This is a genomic window from Croceibacterium sp. TMG7-5b_MA50 (assembly GCF_039830145.1).
In the GTDB taxonomy this organism is placed as follows: Bacteria; Pseudomonadota; Alphaproteobacteria; order Sphingomonadales; family Sphingomonadaceae; genus Croceibacterium.
The window spans coordinates 658046-680974 of record NZ_CP156082.1; the positions used below are offsets into that span (position 1 = coordinate 658046).

The 22929-nt window shown below is 59.7% G+C and carries 22 protein-coding genes and 1 tRNA gene; 10 read left to right on the forward strand and 13 right to left on the reverse strand.

The features are described from left to right. Positions 1–123: 123 nt before the first annotated feature. The 6 genes from V5740_RS03265 to V5740_RS03290 all read left to right on the forward strand — a co-directional run bounded on the left by V5740_RS03265 (position 124) and on the right by V5740_RS03290 (position 4924). A complete protein-coding gene (locus V5740_RS03265) occupies positions 124–864 on the forward strand; it encodes an ABC transporter ATP-binding protein (RefSeq protein ID WP_347303656.1) in 741 nt (246 codons plus the stop codon). Beyond that, positions 861–2300: a DUF3526 domain-containing protein gene (locus V5740_RS03270; protein WP_347303657.1), complete on the forward strand. Its 1440-nt coding sequence runs from the start codon at positions 861–863 to the stop codon at positions 2298–2300. Before V5740_RS03265 ends, V5740_RS03270 begins: the two co-directional genes overlap by 4 nt. Then, complete coding sequence (locus V5740_RS03275; protein WP_347303658.1) at positions 2297–3553, forward strand: DUF3526 domain-containing protein; 1257 nt, start codon at positions 2297–2299, stop codon at positions 3551–3553. Before V5740_RS03270 ends, V5740_RS03275 begins: the two co-directional genes overlap by 4 nt. Positions 3554–3607: 54 nt before the next feature. Further along, positions 3608–3684 (forward strand) — tRNA-Arg (locus tag V5740_RS03280). A 280-nt stretch (positions 3685–3964) separates the two neighbouring features. Further along, positions 3965–4426 carry a hypothetical protein gene (locus tag V5740_RS03285; protein WP_347303659.1) on the forward strand — a complete coding sequence of 154 codons (462 nt, stop codon included), beginning with the start codon at positions 3965–3967 and terminating at the stop codon, positions 4424–4426. A 252-nt stretch (positions 4427–4678) separates the two neighbouring features. Then, positions 4679–4924, forward strand: coding sequence for a hypothetical protein (locus V5740_RS03290; protein WP_347303660.1), 246 nt, complete (start codon positions 4679–4681; stop codon positions 4922–4924). Positions 4925–5193: 269 nt separating this feature from the next. Here V5740_RS03290 and V5740_RS03295 read toward each other — a convergent pair whose 3' ends face one another. Both V5740_RS03295 and V5740_RS03300 read right to left on the reverse strand, forming a co-directional pair. Then, a complete protein-coding gene (locus V5740_RS03295; protein ID WP_347303661.1) occupies positions 5194–5502 on the reverse strand; it encodes a hypothetical protein in 309 nt (102 codons plus the stop codon). Positions 5503–5698: 196 nt separating this feature from the next. Continuing rightward, on the reverse strand, positions 5699–6064 hold the full coding sequence (locus tag V5740_RS03300) for a hypothetical protein (RefSeq protein ID WP_347303662.1): 366 nt from the start codon (positions 6062–6064) through the stop codon (positions 5699–5701). A gap of 221 nt (positions 6065–6285) precedes the next feature. Between V5740_RS03300 and V5740_RS03305 the strand changes: the two genes are divergently transcribed. Further along, a complete protein-coding gene (locus V5740_RS03305; protein WP_347303663.1) occupies positions 6286–7758 on the forward strand; it encodes a hypothetical protein in 1473 nt (490 codons plus the stop codon). Positions 7759–7801: 43 nt separating this feature from the next. Here V5740_RS03305 and V5740_RS03310 read toward each other — a convergent pair whose 3' ends face one another. The 6 genes from V5740_RS03310 to V5740_RS03335 form a co-directional block, all read right to left on the reverse strand. Beyond that, positions 7802–8536, reverse strand: a complete 735-nt coding sequence (locus V5740_RS03310; RefSeq protein WP_347303664.1) for a hypothetical protein — start codon at positions 8534–8536, stop codon at positions 7802–7804. A gap of 52 nt (positions 8537–8588) precedes the next feature. Next, positions 8589–8888, reverse strand: coding sequence for a hypothetical protein (locus V5740_RS03315; RefSeq protein WP_347303665.1), 300 nt, complete (start codon positions 8886–8888; stop codon positions 8589–8591). After that, positions 8885–10636, reverse strand: a complete 1752-nt coding sequence (locus tag V5740_RS03320) for a type IV secretory system conjugative DNA transfer family protein (protein ID WP_347303666.1) — start codon at positions 10634–10636, stop codon at positions 8885–8887. Before V5740_RS03320 ends, V5740_RS03315 begins: the two co-directional genes overlap by 4 nt. A gap of 75 nt (positions 10637–10711) precedes the next feature. Then, positions 10712–11524, reverse strand: a complete 813-nt coding sequence (locus V5740_RS03325; RefSeq protein WP_347303667.1) for a hypothetical protein — start codon at positions 11522–11524, stop codon at positions 10712–10714. Between the two features lie 72 nt (positions 11525–11596). Beyond that, positions 11597–13165, reverse strand: a complete 1569-nt coding sequence (locus V5740_RS03330) for a TIGR04141 family sporadically distributed protein (protein WP_347303668.1) — start codon at positions 13163–13165, stop codon at positions 11597–11599. Between the two features lie 484 nt (positions 13166–13649). Then, positions 13650–14567: an HNH endonuclease gene (locus V5740_RS03335; protein ID WP_347303669.1), complete on the reverse strand. Its 918-nt coding sequence runs from the start codon at positions 14565–14567 to the stop codon at positions 13650–13652. A gap of 226 nt (positions 14568–14793) precedes the next feature. Here V5740_RS03335 and V5740_RS03340 point away from each other — a divergent pair, with 226 nt between their 5' ends. The 3 genes from V5740_RS03340 to V5740_RS03350 are packed head-to-tail and all read left to right on the forward strand — an operon-like array spanning position 14794 to position 17466. Continuing rightward, positions 14794–15279, forward strand: a complete 486-nt coding sequence (locus tag V5740_RS03340) for a very short patch repair endonuclease (protein ID WP_347303670.1) — start codon at positions 14794–14796, stop codon at positions 15277–15279. Next, the gene (locus V5740_RS03345; RefSeq protein WP_347303671.1) at positions 15276–16613 is read left to right on the forward strand and encodes a DNA cytosine methyltransferase; all 1338 of its coding nucleotides are present in this window, start codon (positions 15276–15278) and stop codon (positions 16611–16613) included. Before V5740_RS03340 ends, V5740_RS03345 begins: the two co-directional genes overlap by 4 nt. Beyond that, positions 16600–17466: an endonuclease gene (locus V5740_RS03350; RefSeq protein ID WP_347303672.1), complete on the forward strand. Its 867-nt coding sequence runs from the start codon at positions 16600–16602 to the stop codon at positions 17464–17466. The genes V5740_RS03345 and V5740_RS03350 overlap by 14 nt, the downstream gene beginning before the upstream one ends. 138 nt (positions 17467–17604) lie before the next feature. Here V5740_RS03350 and V5740_RS03355 read toward each other — a convergent pair whose 3' ends face one another. The 5 genes from V5740_RS03355 to V5740_RS03375 all read right to left on the reverse strand — a co-directional run bounded on the left by V5740_RS03355 (position 17605) and on the right by V5740_RS03375 (position 22843). After that, a complete protein-coding gene (locus tag V5740_RS03355; protein ID WP_347303673.1) occupies positions 17605–18546 on the reverse strand; it encodes an O-methyltransferase in 942 nt (313 codons plus the stop codon). Then, positions 18546–19904 (reverse strand): ATP-binding protein, encoded by a 1359-nt coding sequence (locus V5740_RS03360; protein WP_347303674.1) that lies wholly within the window; start codon positions 19902–19904, stop codon positions 18546–18548. The genes V5740_RS03355 and V5740_RS03360 overlap by 1 nt, the downstream gene beginning before the upstream one ends. A 327-nt stretch (positions 19905–20231) precedes the next feature. Continuing rightward, positions 20232–21578, reverse strand: a complete 1347-nt coding sequence (locus tag V5740_RS03365) for a relaxase/mobilization nuclease domain-containing protein (protein WP_347303675.1) — start codon at positions 21576–21578, stop codon at positions 20232–20234. Beyond that, on the reverse strand, positions 21575–21958 hold the full coding sequence (mobC, locus tag V5740_RS03370) for a plasmid mobilization relaxosome protein MobC (protein WP_347303676.1): 384 nt from the start codon (positions 21956–21958) through the stop codon (positions 21575–21577). Before mobC ends, V5740_RS03365 begins: the two co-directional genes overlap by 4 nt. Positions 21959–22231: 273 nt before the next feature. Next, entirely contained in the window at positions 22232–22843 is a 612-nt protein-coding gene (locus V5740_RS03375) for a TetR/AcrR family transcriptional regulator (RefSeq protein ID WP_347303677.1), read from the reverse strand. Between the last annotated feature and the right edge of the window lie 86 nt (positions 22844–22929).

Here is a 22929-nt window from a genome sequence, read left to right on the forward strand (position 1 = left end):
TTCTCATGTCCCGCCCTACCTGAAAGTGATGTTGTCACATTGCGCTAGACATGCAGCGATCGGGCCGTCAATGGGCTGTTGTAACATTTCTCCCCCATGCTCGATTACATGCAAGGACCCGCCATGACTGAACCCGGCGTACCGCCGATCCTGATCGACAAGCTTGTGCTCGCCTATCGTGAGCATCGCGTGCTCGACCAGCTTTCGCTGACCGTGCCGGCAGGCAGCATCACGGCGCTGCTGGGCGGAAACGGCGCAGGCAAGTCCACGACCCTTGCGGCCTTGCTCGGCTTCGCCCGTCCGCAGGCCGGGCGGATCGAGATCTGCGGGATCGATCCCAGTACCAACCCAGACGAGGCGCGGCGCCGGATCGCTTATCTGCCGGAGAACGTGGCGCTTTACGAACACCTGACCGCGCTGGAGAACGCGGACTATCTGCTGGCACTCGCCGGCGATCGCCGCGACGCTGGTGCGATAACCGAAGCGTTCGCGGCTGCCGGTTTGCAGGAACGGGCGTGGCAGCAGCGGCTAGGTGGCTTTTCCAAGGGCATGCGCCAGAAGGTTGCCATCGCGGTCGCCCTGCTGCGGGAAGTGCCGGTGCTGCTGCTGGACGAACCGACCAGCGGGCTCGATCCGCGGGCCACGGCGGATTTCAACACTCTGGTCAGCGCGGTTCGGGGGCGGGGCACGGCGGTGCTGATGGTGACGCACGATCTGCTGAGCGCGGCGGACGTAGCGGACCGGATCGGCTTCCTTGAGGCCGGTCGGATGGTCGAGCAGGTGATGCCGAGCGGGCCGGAGCGGTTCGACCTGCGCGCGCTCCATGCCCGTTTCCAGGTCGGTGACCGGCGGGGCGCTGCATGAGCGCCGTCCGCCTGATCGCCCGCGACGAACTGCGTCTGATGGCGCGCAACCGCGTGGCGCTGATCGCCTTCATGCTGCTGATCCTGCTGACGTTAGTGGCGGTCCTGAGCGCGTGGTCCCACCAGCAATCGATCGCCGACCTGCGGGCCCGGCACCAGGACGCGGCGCAGGAGGCGTTCGACAGCCAGCCCGATCGCCACCCCCACCGTGTGGTCCATTACGGCAGTTTCATCTACCGCCCACTGGGGGCGCTCGCCGCGTTCGATCCGGGGGTGGATGCGTTCACCGGCAACTCCATGTTCCTGGAAGGTCATCGGCAGAACACCGCCAATTTCGGCGATGTGCGGCAGAGTTCGATGCTGATCCGTTTTGGCCAGCTCACCCCCGCCTTCGTGCTGCAGGTGGTGGCGCCGTTGCTGCTGATCTTCCTGGGCTATGGCGCTATCGTGCGGGAGAGCGAGCGGGGCACGCTGCGCCTGCTGATGCTGCAGGGCGTGACCCGCCGGCAGGTGGTGCTCGGCAAGCTGGCGGCGCTGGGGATCGTGGCGCTTCTCGCCGGATTGCCGGCGATGATCGGCCTGCTGCTGATCGCCGGGCAGCCCGGCGCGATGCTGCTGCCTGTGCTGGTGATCGCGCTTGGTTACGCCGCGTATCTGTTCCTTTGGGTCGTGCTGGTCGTGCTCACTTCCACCCTGGTGCGCCGCAGCCGAGATGCGCTGCTGGCGCTGGTCGCATTGTGGGCCGTGGCGATCGTGCTGCTGCCCCGGCTGGCTCCGGACGTGGCCAGTTCCGCCGTGCCGCTGGCGAACCGGATGCAGACCGACGTCGCCATCGCACGCGATCTGCGCCGGATGGGGGACAGCCATAACCCAGATGACCCGTTCTTCGCCGCTTTCAAGCAACAGGTGCTCGACAGGTATGGTGCGGAAGACGTGGAGGATCTGCCGGTCAACTACAAAGGGCTGGTGGCGGTCGAGGGAGAGCGGATGACGTCCGAACTGTTCGACCGGTACGCGGCGGCGAGCTACGCCGCGCAGGCCCGGCAGAACGGGATTGTCGCGGCCATCGGTGTGCTGAGCCCGGCGATCGCCTTGCGCGACCTCTCCATGGCGGCAGCCGGGACGGACTTCGCGGGTCATCGCCGCTTCCTCGAACAGGCGGAGGATTACCGCTACGATCTCGTCCAGCGATTGAACCGGCTGCAGGCGACCGGCGTCACCTATGCTGACGACACGGCGGAGGATGCCGGGGCAGACGAGCGCAAGCGGGTCGGGTCCACAAATTGGGAGGAGATGCCCGATTTCACCTATTCCGCACCATCTGCCGCGACGCTGGCGCGTGGAGCGCTGCCTGGGCTGCTGGTCGTTCTGGCCTGGTTGATCGTCGCCATCGTGCTGCTTGCCCGGGCGACCACCACTTTGGGAGAGCGCCGGTGACCCTGTGGCTGCACGAACTGCGCCTGCTGCTGCGGGCGCGTCTCAACCTCCTCGCGCTGGTCCTGCTGGCCGGGCTGAGCACGGCCGCGGTATCCCTCGGCATGGTGGAGGTCGCGCGGCAGCGCGCCGCGATTGCCGCCATTCCCGAGTTGCAGACGGAGGACATGGCGGCCGTGATCGGCTGGGCGGCGGAAACCGGCGACCCTGGCAATGCCGCCTATTACAGCTTCCATCCCACCTGGGATGCACCCGCGCCGCTGGCCTTCGCGGCCATGGGTATGCGGGACGTCGCACCCTTCATCATGCGCGTGCGGGCACTGGGGCTGGAGGCGCAGATCCACGACGGCGACACCTTCAATCCCGAGCTTGCCCTGCCGGGCCGGTTCGACTTTGCCTTCGTACTGGTGTTCCTGGCGCCACTGTTCGTGATCGCGTCGTTTCACGATCTTAAATCGGGAGAGCGGGAAGCCGGGCGGGTGCGCATGCTGGAGGCGCTGCCGGGCGGCAATTCACGGCTGTGGCGCAGGCGCGGTGTGCTGCGCTTCGCATTACTGTGGCTGGGGCTTTCGACCCCATTCCTGTGCGCCGCCTTGGTACAGGGCGTGAGTCCGGGTGCGATCGTGGCCGTGCTGCTGCTTGCCGCCGCGTATCTATGGTTCTGGATTGCGCTAGCCGCGATCGTCGGAAGGCTGCGATGGAGTTCCGTCACCAATGCCGCCACGCTGGCGGCGATCTGGCTGGTGCTGGTGCTGATCGTCCCGACGCTGGCCAATGTCGCCATCAACCGTGCCGTGCCGGTTAATCAGGGGGCGGAGATCGCGCTGGCGCAGCGCGAGATGGTCAACCGTGCATGGGACATCCCGCGCGAGACGACGATGCGCCGCTTCTATGCCGGTCACCCGGCCTATGCCGCCTCCGCCCCGTTGCCGGTGGCGTTCCACTGGAAGTGGTACTTCGCCTTCCATCAGGTCGGCGATGAAAGCGTGGCCGACGAGGTCGCCGCCTATCGCACCGGGCTGGAGCAGCGCGACCGCGCGGCCCGTCTGCTCGGCTGGGTGCTGCCGCCGGTTGGCATGCAGATGCTGCTGGGGCAATTGGCCGAAACTGACCTGGCCGCGCAGCTTGCCTATCAGGATCGCATTCGCGCCTTCCATGGACGGTTGCGGCGCTTCTACTACGATTATCTGTTCAGCGATCGACCGTTCGGGGAAGCCGATTACGCTCGTGCGCCGCGCTTCGGGGAGGATGGCTGATGCGAGCGAGACGGATTGCCATCCCTCCGCAGCTTACCTAAACGCGCTGGTGGCGCGCCCATAGCTCAGCAGGATAGAGCGTCAGATTCCTAATCTGAAGGCCACAGGTTCGAATCCTGTTGGGCGCACCATACCTTCCTCATCCCCCTTCAGACTCAAAAAAAAGCTGAAGGGAGAAGAGGTTATGGCGGTTCTAAACCCTTCATTACGGGTGTAGGCCAGCCGCTCCGCAAAAGTCAGTTTGAGCACCGCCCGCTTGTCCTCGATGCGGTCACTTTCCCAAAGATAACAAGGGTTTGCTAGGAACTGCATCGCGGTTCTAAAAGTCTCGTCAAAGCTTTTCAGCGGACGACCGCAGGACGCCACTTTCTCAGCCAATTCGGCCTTTTCCGCCTCCATCTTCTGGATTCGTTGCTCGTAGGTTTTGATGAGCGCCGGGCTGTCCGTCTCGACAACCCGGTCGACGAGCTGCTCGATTGTCGTGTCGAGCTTCTTGAGCTGGACTTCGAGGCTTTTGGCCTGCTGCCCGGCTTGCGCCAGCCTTCCATCCCACAGATCGCGGAACATGGCCGCAGCCAGCTCCATCAGCTCGGTCGAAGGCCTCAGCTCTTTGAGCAGCGCAGCAAAGTCTCCTTCCAGCTGCTCGCGCCTGATCGACTTGCCGTAGGACACGCAGCCCTTCTGCATGCAGAGGTAATAAGGATATTTTGCGGAGCGGCCCGTGGACCAGCAGGACATGAGCTGATGTCCACAGCAGCCGCAGGTGATGAATCCGCGCAGCGGAAAGTCTTCGCCCAGGTTGGCTTTCGCGGGCACGTTAGCGACCGCCTTCATGCGGCGCTCGATGGCGCGGAGGGTCTCGAAGCTGACTAGAGGCTCATGGCGAGCGGGCACAAGATTGAGGCCCCATTCCGGAATGCTGATGTAACCGGCGTAGGTTGGACGGGTGAGCATCTCACGGATGCGTTCGGTTGTAAGAGTGCTCCGGCGCTTGCTCGGCCACTCCGGGCGGCTTTGGAAGAAGCGCATCACTTCCGGCTGAGTCTGGAAGCGGCCAGAGGCATAGCCTTCAAGCCCTTCCTGCACGATTGAAGCCAAAGGCTCATCGCGCACCAGCATCTTACCGTGACCGGAGACACGCTCGAAGCGGTAGCCGATGGGAGCCGGGAAGCACCAGTAGCCGCCCTGAACCCGCGCCCGCATGCGGTTCTTCGTCTGGTCGGCATTCTTCTGCCGCTGATGCTGAGACACGGAAGCGAGCAAGTTCTCGACCAGCTGGGAGTCCGAGTCTTCGCCGAATTCGATAGAAGGCGATTGCAGGATGCCGTTGGCGCTACTGATCGCCGTCCGGAGCTGAAGGTGAGCCTCTAGAGAGCGCGCGAGACGACTGATGTCATCGATGATGACGATGTGCGGCTGCTTCTGCTTCTTGAGGAAAGCCAGCATGGCGATCATGCCGGGGCGGCCAACGATAGAGCCGGAGGCATCATCGCAGAAGGTCTCGACGACACGGTAGCCTTTATAGGTCGCAAACTCCCGGCAGCGGGTTTCCTGGCTTTCAAGCCCATGGCCTTGCGTCTTCTGCTGCACGCTGGAAACGCGCGCATAGATGACGGCTGGCTGTTGTATGTCGCCTTTGCTCATCGGCGTCTCTTTCTCGCGGGAGGCTTCGGCCTGGCCGCGTCGTTGAATGTCGGTGTTAAAGGTTCTTCACAGTCTAACGCGGTTGTGGACTCGGATGCCAAGGTTTCGAGCTGCTTTGCGGCGGATGTCCCCCGCTGATTGCCCATCAATCCCATCCGCAGCTGCTGTTCCGGCGCATCGCCGAACGCCCGATCGACGAAGCTGCCCATCATGCCCCAGACCTGCGTGAGAACGGCGACCTTGGCCTCCTCATGCATGTCGAAACGGTCAACGAAATGGCGATAGCGGTTGATGTCGAGCTGCATGGCCCATGGCTTTCCCGGCCGCGCAGCATGTACTCGCAGGCCGTATTCGGTGTTGTTCTGATTGCGGAATGCCTGCTGCGGACCTGCCCTCCGGGGACTTACGGCACAAAAAAAGCCCCGCCGAAACTCGGCAGGGCGCGGACGCAGTTATAGGTATTCGTTCCTAATATGTTCTATTTAGCCGGAGTTGTCCAGCTTATTTGCTGATCGGCGTGCCGATGATCTTGAAGGCTGCATCGTAAAGCTGAAGACGCAGTAGCATCGACATCTTCGGCCTTCTTGCCGGTCGCACCTTGGCCTTCCTCTTCATGTCGTCGATGCAGCGAAGGCTGGGGTCCGATCCATGCGCGTCGTCGATAATCTCGTCATGGATGTTGATCTCACTTCCGTCCGGATCGAGGATGACGCCTTCATTCTCGATCCAGCCGAAAATCACATCTGCCAGCCAGTCGGGCGTCCGTCGCCGAGACAGGTTAAGCGCGACAACCGCATGCGCGAGCTTCTCGATGAAGTCGATGCTGAGCAAAATCTTGTCAGCCGCGACCTGGACTTTCTTTGCCATTTTAGCCTCCGGGATTGGAGGCAGGCCTGCCGGGGTAAAGCGCTCTTGGGGTGCACTGCTACCTTATGCCCCCACTACGCGAGCAGGCGCGGGCAGCTATTCCGGCAATAGGCGGCAGCAAATCAGGCAATGTCGCCGGGATTACTCGTTCTTTCGCGAGCAGTGGCGGACCCAGTGAGTTTGTCCTACCCATCTGAAAAGCGGGCAGATGAGGCAGCCTGATGAGACTAAGGGAGGCTAATTCCGGGTACGGCCACGACGCCAGCTATCTGCGCGCGCATAGCAACGCCCATCTCCTCATCGCTGCACTGGACAGCGTAAGCGGCGGCGGCACGAACGGCAGACGCAGGCTTTACGAGACAACGACGCGATTTCGCGAAATCTTCAATGTCGGCTTTGCCGAGCAATATCTGACCCCTGCTTCGCGGATCGGCTACCACTTCAAGGAGATCAGAGCCGGTCGGTCGCAGGCGGCCATTGCCATGTATCTGGCCTGGCTATGCCACAAGCACCCGGCGGAAGCGGCAGAGCTCTACGCCGAGACCGAGCTTGCCTCTGTCATCGAAGCGCCGTTCCGCAGGTTCATTGGTGACCCAGACCAAGCGGCTGCTGTAATCACGGACAGGACGCCTGCGGATATCACCGGCCCTGGCATCAGGGATGAAGCAGAGGCCCGGCTCGCAGCTCATCAGCTCCTGGAGATCGAACGCAAGCTCAACCGGCTTCGTTATGGGGACGGAGCGGACTGGACGCAGCTTCAGCATCTCAAGGCCGGAAAGACCCAGCTGATCGGAAAGCTGCACTTATACGTGTATGAGCATGACGCGAGCGCGGTTCTGTCACAGCTCGCATCGCTTTACGGCGTCGGCCACTGGTCCGATCGCGCTGCTCATGAAAGCGTCGCCGAATATAACGACTTGGTAGCGACCGGGATCGACAAAGCAGCCGACAGGACCGATCCCGACATCCTGCGCCTGATCCTCGATTATGCCCAGAACCACAGGGTACGAAACGATCCGCGCGGGATAGCCGAGGCACTCTCCTGGCTTCCATCGTTCCGCAGCCTTGGCCGGGATCAACGCACAGCGATGATTCTGCGCGATCGAGCCGATTACGTGCTGGAGCACAGCGATCTCTCAGCCGAGGAAACCTGCGACAGCTTCCTGAAGAAGCTGCGCGGCACTGAAGGGCTGGAAAGCGCCTCGATATGGCGCTGCGAAGCCTGCCTGGCCGTAGCGGGAGGCCGGTTCGAGGTCGCGACCAAAGCCGTTGCCCGTGCCCGCATCCTGTTGAAGACGGACAATCCGACGACGACCGAAGAAAAGATGATCCCGCATTATCTGGATGCGATCGAGCTGATCATCGCCCTTCGCATGGGAACCATGCCTTCTCAGGAAATCGCGAATGCACTCGATGCCGTCATCAGAAAGGTACGCGAGATCGACCCCCTAGCGTCCGCCTTCATAGCTGGCCTCTATCACACGCTGGCCGATATCCTCTTCGACGTGGCGGAGCTGGACGGTGATCGATCAGGGGCGCACACGGCCGAGGCTCTGTCTGTCCAGTCTAGGGCGTTCGAGCTTTTTCAGCGCTCGGTGAAGCTGTTCTGCATCTTCGATATGGCGGAACTGGAAAGAGCAGGCCGGAACCGGCTTGAGCGCTACGGCTATCTCGACCCCGACCCGTATGCCTAAGGTAGTTTGGTCAAATTAGCGCCGAACGGCATAACCTTCGCGCCTAGGCGTTTCCATGCTGAGCATCGAAGGGCGTTTCCATGCCAATCTCCTTCAGCAGCATTCGGCCCAATGGGGAAATTTCCAGATTGTGTTTGAAATCACCATCCCGAGGGACGAACTCAGGTATCTGACCTTTTTTGATGTTGCCGTAGTTCTTTCTCAACAGCCCAAGACGAATGAGGTGATTTTTTCCCACATCAAATAGTTGGTTTTGATCGAGCGCCGATGGGGAGGATTGAAACCCGATTGGGTCCGGTCGGTTTATTTTCTCGAACGCAAGACGATCCAAACCTGCATAGGACCGTCCATAAGCATTTAGTAACGTGACTTCATCATCGTCCAGCTCGCCCAATATTAGCAGCAGCCGTTTGCGCCGGATGACGCTGGCATCATCTTCATTCAAACCACGGCTCACGGCCTCTACGATTTGGTCTATCCTCTCACGCGACGTTGCTCGCGCCGACTGGAAGCCGCCTTCCTCGATAAGGTCGATCTTCTCGGCGTTAGAGGCAATACCGTCCCGCATTTCAGCGGATAGATCGTCAACGCGCGATGCCAGCTCCCTGAGATAAGCAGCGATGCGATCGGCTCGCTGGCCTGGGATGACCATGCCGACAACTTCGGAGATGACACCGCCCGCGAAAGGTACGGCTCCGGCAACGCCTTTGCCAATGGCAACAAGCTTGTCGCGCCATTCATCGTCTAGGCCATCGGAAGCCTCGTTCTCGTCACTCATGGCGCGCTGTCACAATTTTTCTCTCTCGATGATGATTCCTTCGGCGATGATATCAAAACGGTAGCCCGTCATCGAGGTCATCAAATTCGACTTCCTTACGCTCCGGATAATCCGTTACCGAGGCTTCCCAGCTCAGCAGCTCCATATCGAGGAACTGCCAGATACGCTCGGGCAGCGATAGGTCCGGCAACTCGGGTCGGTCAAAGGTCATGCGATCGAAGTCCCGCAGGTCAGCTGTGAGGCGCTCCCAAACAGCGGCCGGAAGGCTGACCTGCACGGTAATAGCCGTCGGATCATCCAGATGCCCCACCTGTATCAGCGGCAGGTCCGCGCTCTCTTCCTTCTCTTTCATGTCTTGCCTCCATCATCGCGGAACGCTGCGAAAGCCTCATCCGCGTCGTAATTCGTCCGGGAGAGCGCTACCGGGAGGCCGTCGATCAGCGCCACCTGCATGCCCGTCCGACGATCGAAGAACCGAGCAATCTCGTCAGGCGTCATGAGCGCTGCCTGGTGAATGCCTTCGGATGTGGAAGCGGTAGAACTGGTGCCGGAGGAGGAGCTGTCCCCGCGCTGCTGGCTGGTGCCGCCCGAGACACCTTCACTGTCCGACCAGCCTTCCGATGTTCCACGACCACTTGCCCCAGCCCTAGCCAAGAAAGGCACCAGGCCCGAGCCGCCATCTTTCGTCGCGAGGCTTTGCAGCTGTGCCATATCGGAGTTGCCCTTGGTCGTGCCGGAGGAGCGCGACCAGCCGCCGCTATTGGTTTCGCTCTGGCTTCGGGAGAGGCCGGTCGTGCTGGCTTCCGAGCTTCCCTGCGTCTCCCGGATCAGCTCGACCATGCCCATGCGCTTGGCGAGCCATTCGAGTGTCGTCAGATCAGCATTGGCGAAGAACTGAAGGACGCCTGCATTGCCGAGGAAGGTCTCCCAGCTTTCGCGATAGTGGCGCTTCAGCTGGCCGAGGTCCTGAAGGACAGGCATGAGCTTGACGCCATAGCCCGCCATGAGACCCGCCGCTTTTTCGATGGCTTCCATTCTGCCGAGGGCTGCGAACTCATCCAGCACGAAGAGCACCGGATGACCGCAGGCGGGTTTATCCAGACCTTGCGCTTCCATCCGGTAGAGGACGAGATTGAGCACCAGCCGCAGGAAGCGCGCATGGGTCGGGATGAAGCGAGCAGGCAGGCAGACATAGACAGTCAGCCCGCCCGGCGCTGCCTTGAAGGCGTCGAGATCGATGGCACCGGCAGCGCCGTCATCCCCTTCAAGGCAACGCCGCATCCAGGGAGAGTCGATAAACTTCGTATTTCGGCGCGCGGTGGAGAGGACAGAGCCGCGTTCGTTCTCCCCCATATCGGCAACGGTATGCGCGGCTCCCATGATGACATCGCGGACGGCGGGATTGCTGGCCTTGCTATCCCCCATGGCCGTCCACAGCGCGTCGAAGGGTGAGACCGGCTTTTCCTTCTCGCCCAAGCTCATGTTGAGTTGATCGGCATATGCAGGATCGCCGAGGGTCAGGAGCTGACGGACCTTCACGAGAGACCGCGAAGCGCCGTTCTGGGTGACGGCTACATACAAAAGCGCGGCCTCAAAGAGACCGCGCGCCGACTCGTTCCAGTGGATGTCCTTACCGTCTTCGGAGCCAAGCATGAGCGCGTCGCCGATTGCCGCCGCCAGATCGATCGCGTCGTCAGAAGCAGGATCGATGAGGTCGAGCGGATTGAAGCGGACGCGGAAGGTCTCAGGGTTATCAGCCGCGCCCCGGGGATCGAGCACAGCAACGCGATGACCGAAACGTTTAGCGCGGGCGGAAGCGGTGACAGTCGCGTTCTCGCCCTTGGGATCGATGACGAGACAGCTTCCCGGCCAGAGAAAGAGATTTGGGATGATCGCCGAGCGGCCTTTGCCAGATCGCGAACCAGCGATGATGACGGCATGGCGATCATCCCCATGACCGATAGCGGCACCGTTACGATCGCGCCCCAGCCAGAGATGACCGGGCTGCCAGGGCGAAGCGGAGAATGACCAGCACGCGGTTGCAAGCTTCGCAGATTTGCCATCGTCTCCAGTGCCACGCGGGAAAGAGGAAGTAGACATACCGGCTCCGGATGCAAAAAGGCCCGGCTCGCAGAGTAAGCGGGCCGGGCCTAAAGGCGGGGGGATAGCCTTAGATCAGGGCTGCGTGTTCATCCCAAAAGTGGGATCGCGCTGCTGGCCAGCGTCGAGCGAGGGCGTTCCGTTTTGCCGCTGGTCGGCCTGGGCGATGAGAGTTGCCGGATCATCGACCCCGGCCATCAGTTCACGCACCCGATTGCCGACATCGCCGCGAGAGAGTTCATCGGCTTCCGCGATCATGGTCCCGCGATCGTTACGGGCGCTTGCACAGGCCTGAGGGTCACCAAGGCCGCAAAATAAATCCTTCATCATGATGACCACACTCCGGCCGCCATTGCTCATCTGAAGGAGCTGCTGACGGAAAGCCTGCGCCATCCGTTCCAGCTCGATCGCAGCTTGCGCGATAGCATTCGCCCGCTGGTAGAGGGCGGCATAAGCTTGGACGACCCGCTCCTTGTCCGCAGACACAAGCGCCAGCTCCTTTTGATAAGCCAGCTCGGCCGAGGCTTGCCCCGAACGTTCAGCTTCGGCGATCCTTTCGCGATACTCGGCCTCGTTGACGATGATCTCGCCCGGCTTCGCTCCCAGCATCTGATTTTTCACGCTGAGATCAATCTGAGCTTCCAGCATGGCGGCGATCGTAGTCGGCTTCCATTCGGGTGGCATCGTCACCTGCAAGGCGACAATCCCGAGGATTACCCCGAATCCCATCCCGGTGCAGGCTGTGAACATCTGCCGCATACGCCGTCCAAACGGCATGGCGGTCTGGTAGGCGGATTGGCCACGAGGAGCAGGCCGTTCGAACGGCTGCTCGGCAGCGGCGGAAGGAATCGGCTTCATCTCGGGAAGCGGCGGAAGATCATTCTGCATTGCACGTCTCCTCCGGCGAAATTGCCGTTGCAGACGGGCTAAGTCAGGCAGGCAGAAGCAGCGGGGGGATAGCTACGAAGCTTTCGCTTTATTCGAGGTCACTTTTTTCTTCGAAACTCGATATCCATAGCCTCGCAAACGGCGTCCGGCGTTGCGCAGTGTAACCTTGCTGAAGAAGGGGATGTTGAGCGCATTGGCTGAGTCGGTGATGATTGCGTAGACCACCTCAAACTCTTCCGGGTTCGGACGATCCTCACAATTATTGAGCTTGTGATGATCGGGCAGCTTCTCATTCAGCTTTCGGCGAAACTCTGCATCCGTGACGAACAGTTCAGCTGAAACGACGCCTTGTGCGAATAGATGGCTGAGCTGGGCCGATCCACTGTATCGCTTAACGTGAACAAGCCGCTTGTCCGCCGTAAGAAGGTCGCAAAACTCGATCCGGCTCTGACCTCCTCCGTGTACGATAACGTCGGCATCTAGGCAGTGAGAACCAGCAAGCGCGCTCGTGGCGGCCTTGTTATAGAGAGCCTCGTTGCCGTGCGCATAGTCAGGCAGAACGATGTCCGACTCCGGCATCGATACGAAGTCATTGTTGACCAGCTCCGTGAAGTCCTTCGCAATCGCGAACCACTTTCCGGCATTCAGAATAAACAAGGTGCCGTCTTGCACAATTTCCGCATAGATGCAGCGGTAAGCGGACCAGCTCGTAAGGGTGGTGTCCGAAGTTGCGCTGACAAGAAGAATATCTGCTGATTTTAGCCGTTCGAAATCGATTCCATCTTCTCCGAGGCTTACAAGCAGCTGCGCCGGATCAAGATCGGTATGAAGGTCGGATCGCTTGCGGCAATAGCGGAAACCCTTCACGTCTGCCCAGTCGACTATCTCAGGTGGAGCCATCCAGATGTGGTCCAGTTCCCCACGTTGCAGGCGGGCGATCAGTTCATCGTTGAGCTTGGCGATCTGATGTGACGGGCGCACATCTTTAATCTGGTCGATCCAGTCGAAGCGGTCCTGATAGGTGAGACTGCGATATTGGCTCAGGACATCAGCGAGGAAGTCTTTCACATCCCCGGCGTCAAATTTGGCAGACGCAGCAAAGGTGTCTCTGCCTGAGATCGTGCGGCCGAAGCGTTCGATCCGGGACTTTCCCGTGACGGCGTTCACAAGGTCCTGTTCGACATCAATGCCAAAGCTTGATGCTCCACCCTCGCGGCTTATCTGCTCCCGGCTTTGCTTCGGGACAGAACCTAAAGCCGTTTTATCGATGCTGCGCAGGCTATCAGGGTCGACACTGTTTAGGACCACTTTGAGCCCAAACCGGTCCTCGAGAGCACCATCCTTGAGGAGATGACGCCCATGCCCAAACAGGACGGCAAAAATCCGGGTTTCTTCACCAGCGGTAAGCGGAACGAGGAGCAGACCCTTCGCGCTTGATGTGATGAGTTGAGGACCAGCTCCCAACCTGCTGCCGAAGAAGTCCTGAATCCATGAGGGGGCACGAGGGAAAGACGGCTGCGTGTAGAATGTGCCGAGCCCGTCTACAGGTAACGCCGCAGCACCATCCTTGATGATATCTGCGACATCAACCAGTTCGGCCCGGACAAGGCCAACGGTCAGCTTGTTTGTCTTGTCGGCCATAGTCTCTCCTGAAACGGAGGCTACATCAGCCAAACTTCAAGCGCTAGCGAACCAGCAAAGAATGCCCAGGTGTTCACCGGTTCGAGATAACTCCGCTACTTAGGAAGGGCTGAAGGTCAGAGATAACGCTGCGCGCAAGATGTGCGTGGTAGTACCACGCATCTTGGCAAGGGAGACGCTGCGCTCTCCCGTTGCATCCCTCTGGCCTACGGCACTCCACAGGCATCGAGCCTGCTCCGGACCGATGGGGAACCTTCGGCGCTCCCCAAACCCCATCGACCAAGGGGCGTGCCCGCCCCTGTGGAACCCAGCCGCCTCCGGCGCGGCAAGGGAGCGTTTCTGCTCCCGTTGACCCCATGACCAAGAAGCCTTCGCTCTCCTTTGGACACCTACGATCAACCGGCCGCCAATTGGATACCGTCCCGAACGCTCGCACCCTGAACCTCAACCCACAGACGCTCAGACCTTCGGGCGAGCGATGCGCCTAGTGCCCGTTCTTCTCGAAAAACTTCGCGCGGTGTTTTTCGAGGAAGCTCGTATGCGGCCACTCTTCGGGTTTCATTGGCAGGTGCAGTTCCGTGCCGTGCTGCCCATAGACGGCTTGGAACTCGGCAGGCACTTTGCCCTTCGCCACGATGAGACGATAGTCGTCTCCGATGGCGATCAAGTGCCTATCGAAGAGCCAGTGCACAGTCCCCGAGAGCGCAATTCCATTCTGCACCACGTCGGGTCCGCCGTCAGCGACCGACCAGATGTGAGCGGCTTGCACCTCCGGATTGTCTCGACCGTCTAGCATCCGCAATCGGGTGACGGCGCAACGCCCGCCATATGCGTCGCATACTAATCCGCGGAAGCTCGCGTCCCTGATAATTCGGTTCGTCAGGACCTGCTCGGTTCGGCGGGCCTGATCTTGGCCAGGCAACTCATGCAACGCAGCTTCGGCTTGCACAATTGCCTCGTGTTCGATTTGAAACCGATCCGCGTTTTTGAGGGAGAGCGTTTCTGAAAGCCCAGCGGCAACGATAGCCGCGAAGTCGGCTTCAGAGAGCGCGCGAACGGACCGCCCACGAAGAGACATGCCCACGCGGGCAGGCGGCAGGTTTCGCAGTTCCTCCTCCCAGTATCTGCCATCGACGGTCCATGGTACCGGCCGATCAAATTGCATGAAATCTCGCAGATGGGCGAAGGTCATGCCTTTCGTGCTCGCATCAGGCTCAAGATGCGAGACGACGGCACAAGCGAAGTAGGCGAGATTTCCGCCATCCGCGCGAGGCCGCCGCAAGACGATTCTGTCGCCGATGCAGCGCTCCACGAGGTTGAGGTAGCGCTTGGGAAACTGGTAATGGCTAGTGACCTCGTCGTCGTAAATCGAGGTCGGTTTGGTGTCGAAGACTGCTTTCATTTCTCCATCCCGCTACATCCTCTTCTTTCCCGGAAACCGTATTTTATCCCAAACGCCGCATTTGTGGCCATGTCGACGTGAAAGCCGATGCAAATTTTGCGATGATCTTCTTCAGTGCCTGAGAGGGGTGACGCAGCGTGCTTATCTAACCCTCGACGACCGCGCCGCGGGCAGTGAGTGCCGCTTGGTTCCTGGACCGTCACCCATATTGCCTTACATTGCAGCTATGGTCGACACCCGGTCTCCCGAGCAGCGCAGCCGCATTATGCAGTCCGTCAAAACGGCCCACACTGGACCGGAAATGACGGCTCGGCGGCTGCTTCACAGCATGGGATACCGGTACAGGCTCCACCCCAAAGAACTCCCCGGCAAACCCGACATCGTCTTTCGCGGCAGGAAAGCTGCCATATTCGTGCACGGATGCTTCTGGCACGGCCATGAGTGTCAAAAAGGGAACGCCCCGAAATCTCGGCTTGATTATTGGGGGCCAAAGCTGGCGGCAAACCGGGCCCGCGATTGCATGCAGGTCGAGAAGCTGGAAGCCATGGGCTGGCGTGTGCTAACTATTTGGCAATGTGAGATAAAGGACGAAGACGAGCTGAGAGGCCGCCTTCACGATTTTCTGGGGCCGCCGAATTTTCGATCGACAGCCAAGCTCGAATCGGTTAGCTTGTCCGACACCGCCCGAAAGGCACAGAGAGGGAACACGTGAGACCCATTGGTATCGATCTTTTTGCAGGCGCCGGCGGGATGTCGCTTGGATTCGAGCAGGCCGGCTTCGATGTAGTGGCAGCGGTCGAAATCGACCCTGTGCACTGTGCAGTCCACAAGTTCAATTTTCCCGAAACGGCGGTGATTCCTCGCTCAGTCGTTGGTTTATCGGCTTCGGAAATCCGTGTTGCGGCCGGGATCGGAGACCGCCCGGTAGACTGCGTGTTCGGTGGCCCGCCTTGCCAAGGCTTCTCAATGATCGGGCAGCGTGCGCTGGACGATCCCCGCAACAGCCTCGTGCTCGAGTTCGTCCGGATAGTAGCGGAGCTCGATGCTAGGACATTCGTGTTCGAGAACGTCAAAGGACTAACCGTTGGCAAGCACAAGGCCGTGCTGGAGGAACTGGTTAGAGCTTTCGACGAAGTCGGCTACGAAGTGCGGTTTCCCTGGCACGTTCTAAACGCTGCCAACTACGGCACCCCTCAGCAGCGCCAACGCCTCATTCTACTAGGCGCAAAAAAGGGACAGACCCTTCCAAATTATCCCATGCCAACGACCAATGCCGCGGATGCACGTAAGCCGATGCCCGGTCTACCGAGCGGCCCGACCTGTGGGGATGCCATAGGCGACATCCCTGATGCCGACCGCTTTCCTACGCTTATCGAAACCGACTGCGTGAAGACGTCGGCCTTCAAGAAGCCGTCCCCTTACGCTGCCGAGATGCGCTGCTTAACGAACGATGCCTGGCATTACGGCTATGTTAGGAATTGGCAGCCAGGTTTTTTGACTTCGAGCGCCCGGACGATTCATACCGAGATCTCCCGCCGTCGGTTCTCCGAGACCGTGCCGGGGACGGTCGAGCCGATCAGCCGCTTTCTGAAGCTGTCCCCGACAGGTTTGGCAAATACCCTCCGCGCTGGCACCGATGGAGCTCGCGGAGCTTTCACGAGCCCGCGTCCAATTCATTTCGCTGCCGACCGCTGCATCACCGTGCGCGAGATGGCTCGCCTACATGGGTTTCCGGACTGGTTTAGACTTCAGGCAACGAAGTGGCACGGGGCTCGGCAAATCGGCAATGCAGTTCCGGCTCCGCTCGCTAGGGCTATCGGGCAAGCGGTGGTCGCGGCACTAGGTGTGGCGCCCACACGACCGGAGCGTTCCATTTCGCTTGGAGACCCAAGTCTCCTCTACATGGAGATGTCCGAAGCGGCAGAGCATTTTGGCGTTCCCAAGCCGAGCAGCAAGCGCGATCGCAAGAGCGGGGCAACGAAGCGCAAGCAGCATGAAATTGAGGAAATGCGGTTGAAGCTGAAGGTGGTAAATGGCGGACGATGAAAATGATGTCGCAGTAGAAGAGCTCGACGAAGATGAACTTCCGCCAAAGGCAAAAGCGAAGCGTGTAGGCGCCTATGTCGCCATAATCGAAGATATCTTCAGGAGGTACTATACACAGGGTGCCACCGAGTTTGAGTTTGAGCGTGAGGAAATCGCGGCAGCGGCCACTCGAACGAACGTGAAGGCCCCAAAGAACCTTGGTGACGTAATTTACTCCTTTCGATATCGCCGAGCTTTGCCGAGGTCCATTCTGGACACTCAGCCGGACGGCTTGTATTGGTTGATTTTAGGCGCTGGAGATGCGCGATACCGCTTTCGGCTGAGTAAGTTGTGTTACATCGAGCCGACACGCGGTCTTTTGGTTCGTAAGATCCCGGATGCGACGCCCGAGATCATCGCTCAGTACGCTTTGAGCGATGAGCAGGCTTTGCTTGCAAAGGTTCGGTACAATCGGCTTATCGACATTTTCTTAGGCGTGACCGCCTACAGCCTGCAAAACCATCTCCGTACCAAAATACCCAACTATGGCCAGATCGAAATCGACGAGCTGTACGTCGGCGTCGATAGCCAAGGCGCACAGTTTATCGTTCCGGTGCAGGCCAAAGGTGGCAACGATAAGCTCGGCGTCATTCAGACGATCCAGGATGTGACGTTCTGCCAGACGCAGGAGCGTTATAAGCATTGCGTCCCGAGAACCGTCTCGGCGCAGTTCATGGACGGTGACGTGATCGCCATGTTCGAGCTAACTTTCGACGGCAACGACGTGTCGATCGTACGGGAAAAGCACTATCGCCTTGTCGGCGCGAGCGAAATCACACCGGCCGAGCTAACCGTCTACAAGCTACCCGATTAGCAAAGGCGACCGAGTGGAAGCTGCGCCGGTCGCGCCAATACCGCATGCCGGAGGGAGCGCAGAACCTCTCCCCGGCCGTCATGGCGCAGTGGACGAATTACTCGGTAGCCTAAACGATTTTCCAACCGAGCATGATTGCTAAAAATTGATCTGAGCGTAGGTTGGATAGTAGCGATAGAAGCTGGCGTAGGACGCTAGCTGTTCGTCCTTTAGGTCGAAGCCCAGTCCTTGTAGGTTGTCGCGGGTAAGAGGAACCTCGGTAGGCAGCTGAGCTTGCAACACTGCTGCTTCCCGAAGGGTGAGGTGGGGCGCGGTAATCCTTGGTTCGACAATACCAGGCCAGCTCGGTAAATCTATCACGGCCTTTGCTGCTGGACGGGCGCCCGGTCGCGGAAGGATACCGCCGACCGTCACCATAGTAGCTGAGTCGGTGTAAACCAATTTAAACGCAGGAACGAAGCCGCCAGGACGCCCGCTGACCTCGGCCGCAGATGTAAGGAAATCCATTGTGACGCTCGCGAGCGTCTCTGGAAGGCCGTCACGGATCGCGTCCTCATCCAAATCGTCGGGAACAACTCCGCCGAGCAGGCGCTTCAAACGCTCGTGTCGATCCTTAGGTTTGCCATACGCCGCCCCCGTCGCACTGAACGTCGTGAGCAAAATGGTGTTGTGCGGTGCTCCGCTAAACACATTTCTGAGGTCTTCGACGCCCTCTTCGTCAAGAGGGCCATCGTAGTCGAGCCAAATGATCCAAGGCCGTTGCCGATGATCCTCGGAAAGGTACATTGCAGAGAGTTCCACGCCAGATCGTCCGTGTCGAACGTCGACACTACGATATGGTCGGTTAAACTCCGCACGTGTATATCCGATATCGTCCGCCTCGATTGAGACCATGTCGTCGATACCGAGCAGCCGATGGGCCATCAAGAAGTCGGCGAACCAGATCGAGCCCATTCCAACGTAGATTTGTGCGTTCAGATCCAAAGCGGCCTGCAATCGCCCCAAGCCTTCGAAAACAAGACTACGCTCAATGCTTTTACTTGGTCGAAGGCTATAATTTATATTGTCAAATGATCCCATTAGTCGTCACCGACGAAGTCATCGTAGGTGTGTTCGAATGACTTAAGACCGACCTCACGGTATGACATGTTAATGCTACCCAATGCGCTTGCGAGAGCTTGTATACGCTTCTTTGGCAAAGTGTAATTTATTGTTCCTGAAGGCTCTTTTGGCACAGCTTTATAGGTCGGCAGAGCTACCGCGGCGCGAGCGGGGATTGCGTATATAGATAGTGGACGTGTCGCTGCCTCGGCGATCTTTGCCTCTTCCTGCGCTTGCTTTCGCTGATTTGTGTAAGACGTCCACCGCTTGGATGCTTCGCGCATTTTGGCCTGTGCCCGTCTATACACGCCCGAAGAGACATCCACGCTGCGCTTGGTCGTTGTTAAAGGTAGAAGAGCGGCGTTGACTGAACTAAAAACCACAAGGCCGATGAAACCATTATATTGGCCGTGCCACTGCGGCCAGCCCTCGGTTCCCCAGCCAGCAGCAGCGGTCTTATCGCCCGCCATAACTACTCGTCCGTTGCAGATCGCGTACCATCCGTAGCGCTCGTCGCCTTCAGCCTCCTCAACATCGTTCGTGTCTGGTGGAGGAGCAGCCATGCCCGCCACAATCTCCACCCGAACTTCGCCCCGTCCGTCTGCGTCATCGGGATAAGCATCGCGCATGGATTGAAATGCATCGCTCTCGCGAAGCTCAATCTGCCACCCATTGACCGCCTTGCCATTGAGAATGATCCGCAAACCATAGTGAAGATGCAGCGTATAGTCTCGGGCGAGAATGCGTCTTAAGTTGCGTTCAAACAAAGGAGATGAGAAAGCAGCCGCAGTCTCGGGAGTGAGCGTGTTTACCTGGATGTTAACGCCACTATCTGCGCCTGGGTCAGCGCTATAAATTGGAAAATCCCACTCTTTAGCTTTGGCCGGGCTAAGCCATTGGTTTACATCGATAGAGACCCGAAACGCGCTCAGCGCGCTGCCGTCCGCCCATGTGCTCGTTATCTCAATGTTCTCACCGAGCTTGAAGACGGCGCGCTTCATGCCAATACCGTAGACCCCGATACTAAAGTCCTCTCGTTCGCTGGTCTCCTTTCGGCCAAAGGTAAATGCGTACTCTTCGGCATCTTTGAGCGTCATTCCCCCGCAATTGTCGGAAACGCTAAAGCAACCCTCATTTGCAATGATCTTGATTTCATACTTGGAGAGGTCAGCGGCCTGATTTAAGCCAATCGGCCGACCGCCTTCAAGACTCCAAGCGCCGTCAATGCTATTATCCACCAAGTCAAGGATGCAATCCTCTAAAGCGATATCGCGTGTGATCATTCTTACAAAGAAGGACTTCGTCGGGTTCGCCTCGGCTTTTCCAAGCAGTGTCATTCCAATTCCTCGCTCGGCCCAGCCGTTTGGTACCTGAAATAAGTTTCAACTCGCTCGATCTTTCCACAGCGCGCGGCCTGTCGCAAGACAGATAGAGATTCTGTTAATAGCGCCATGGCCGCTTGGGCATAGCGAGCTTTGTGTGGTTCCTTGAGCGGTCTATCGCGTTTTGCCACGTCGTCGCGCGTACATAGCCAAACTTTGCTATGCCACGAACTGTTTTGGCTGCTAACTCCCCATTACCATGCTGGGTTTGGCTTACTTAGAGAGCCCCCTTCAAGGAGTGCACGGGCTCCACGTTATCACTCGACGAGTAGCCGAAAGTGTTCACCTCGCGAAGCCGCCCTTTTCGTGGTTCAGATGCGTGGCTGTGCGTCCCCGTAGATTGCGTGGGCATGCATCAGTGCCCGCTCGCTCATTTCTGACTGCACTTCGGAAGTTCTCGCCGAGAGTGTGCGTTTCGAGCTCGTTTGCAGAAACCTGCTTGCCAAGATCGTGGTGAAGTTCCTCCGCCCGCGCCGCAAACCGGCTGCGAACGGCAACAATCTCCCGCTGAAGCCCGCGCCGCTCAGTTAGCTGGTCGTGGACGAGGTCGTGCCGCTCGGTGCGGTCGCGATTGCGGCATTCCAGCGCTTCCGCCTCATTCTGCCGTAGCGTTTCCTTCCGCCTGCCGGTCAAGCGGTCCCATAGCCCGGCAACGCCTTTTCGCAGCCGTGCGGCTCTGGCCTTGCCTTCCGCCTCGCTCCGCTGGCGCTGAGCGTCACCCAGCTCCTGCCGATGCTCCCGGTGCCGGTCTCGCATGGCGATGCGCTTCGCCTCCAGCGGCAGCATCGCTTCCACTTTCGCCCGCTCGTTCTCCTTGAGTAGGTGCCGCAACTTTGGCGCTATCGTGGCGGCGATATGCTGCTTCGTCTCCTCGACGCTCCGGTATTCCTCCGGTTTGCCGAGCCGGGCAGCGATCTCCTTGCTCTTCTGTCCCGTCATCCGGGAGAGGGAGAGAACTTCCCCTTCATAGGTGACGGCGACATGAGCCCGCCGATCGCCACGGGCGAGGAATAGACCCTTGGCTTCCAATGCCGCTTCGAAGCTTTGCCTGCTGTCCGATATGGCCCAGGCCGTCTGAATGGCTTCCTTGAGTTGCTTCGGATCGCGCCCCATGCGCTTGCATTGCTGCCAATGGGCAAGATCGAAGCTGCCTCTGTCCCGCAGCCCCTTGTCGATGAAGCCGCGTGGCAGCTCCCAGCCATGCTCCAGATAAAGTCCTTTGGAGACCGCATTCAGCTTCATCTTGAAGTGCGACATCTGCCGGGCTGTCATCGTTTCGGCATCGATACGGGACCAGACGGCATGACAATGCCGTCTGCCTTCCTTCTCATGGAAGACGATGACGCGCGGCTGGCCGGTCAGGCCCAGCTGGTCTTCAATTTTCTCGATTGCCCCCTCGAAGGCATCGACTGGCACTGAGGCTGTCTCTGGCGGATTCAGGGAGACCGAGAAGAGATACTGCTGGCATTTGGTGCCAAGAGCGATAGCCTGAGCTTCCTTGAAAGCGCCGAGCACCGTTTCCGAGCAGAAGCCCCGGACCTCATGCACCTCGACATGCTCATTTTCAGGCTTGAGCAGATGGACGGCCAGGTCTCTGCCTCCGCCGCGCTGGCTGGCCTTGAGGATCACGACCGACCCTCCGACAGACCGACGGCCCGGACCAGAAGGGCGCGCATCTCGGCGACAGCCGCGCAGGCCTCATGCAGTTCGGCTTCCAGCTCCGGCGTGAGATCGAGCGCGCCGAGATTGGCGGCGCGAGCGAGCTGGTTGAGATTATTGGCGATGCGCGACTGGCCGAGCTTGGCAAGAGCCTCCGCCAGCGCCGCGCGATCCTTGATTGGAGTCATGCCGCGCGTCCGCACCGGGGCGGCAACGCCATCGAACAGGCGAGACTTTATATAGGCGGAGACGGGGAGATGTCCGGCGTCTCGCTCCAGCTGAAGACGCTCCTCTGGCGTCAGGCGCAGCGAGAATGGCGCTGGCCGCCTGGAGGAGCGTTCGTCGGACATGATTCTGATAAAAAGCGAGGTTAAACGACGACAGCCCGCATCCGGGGGGATGCAGGCTGCGTGGTAGAGGCTGTTATTTTGGGCGGCGGTTAACCGCTAGGTGGCTGGCTCAGCCGGGCTTTGGACCGAGCGAGGTGTCGATCAGACAGCGGTTCCAGTTCTCAAGATCACGGAACAACTGGTTCGAAACACATTCGCCGAGGCGCACCATTTCTGTGGCGCTGCCGCGCTCCGCGCTACCTGTGCGCGGAGTCCGGGTGCCATCTCCTCCCCTTATCCGACGGGCAATGTGGCATCGTAGCCTTGCATCGCCAGGCTTTCGCGGACACGCGCGAGGGCACTGCCGGCGGGATCGTGTTCTTCGAGCAGGGCAAAGGTGCCGCCAAGGGCGAAGCTGCAATGACCGTGGACGACCGCGATCAGCGACCGGGTGAGCCGGCCGATATCGGTCCCAGTGTCGGCAGGGAGCGCGGCGCGTACCTCCGCATCGACGATCGTGGTCAGCGCTGCGCGGGCCGCATGGTCGGCTGGGCCCAGCAGGTCTGGCGCGACCCGGTGTTCATAGATCGCTGACCACAGATGCGTGTGGTCGCGGGCGAAGGCGAAATAGGCCTCGACCAGCGCGGCGATGCGGTCGGCAGGTCCGCGCGATAGCTCCCGTTCGAGCGCATTTGCCCACAGGGTGAAGGTGTGCGAGTTCAGCGCCACCAGCAGGTGATCGAGCGATCCGAATACGTTGTAGATCGTGCCCACGGAGTAGCCGGCGCGCTTGGCCACCTCCCGGCCGGAGAAGCGCGCCAGACCGCCTTCCGCCAACAACCGGTGCCCTTCGGACAGCAGCAATGCCTGCAATTCGTCGCGTGTATGATCCGACCGCCGGCCCATGACGGGGATCATACCTACAAAATTGAACAATGTCCAATTCTGCAATTGAACAGTGCTTATTTTCGCGCTAGGGTGCGCTGGTTATC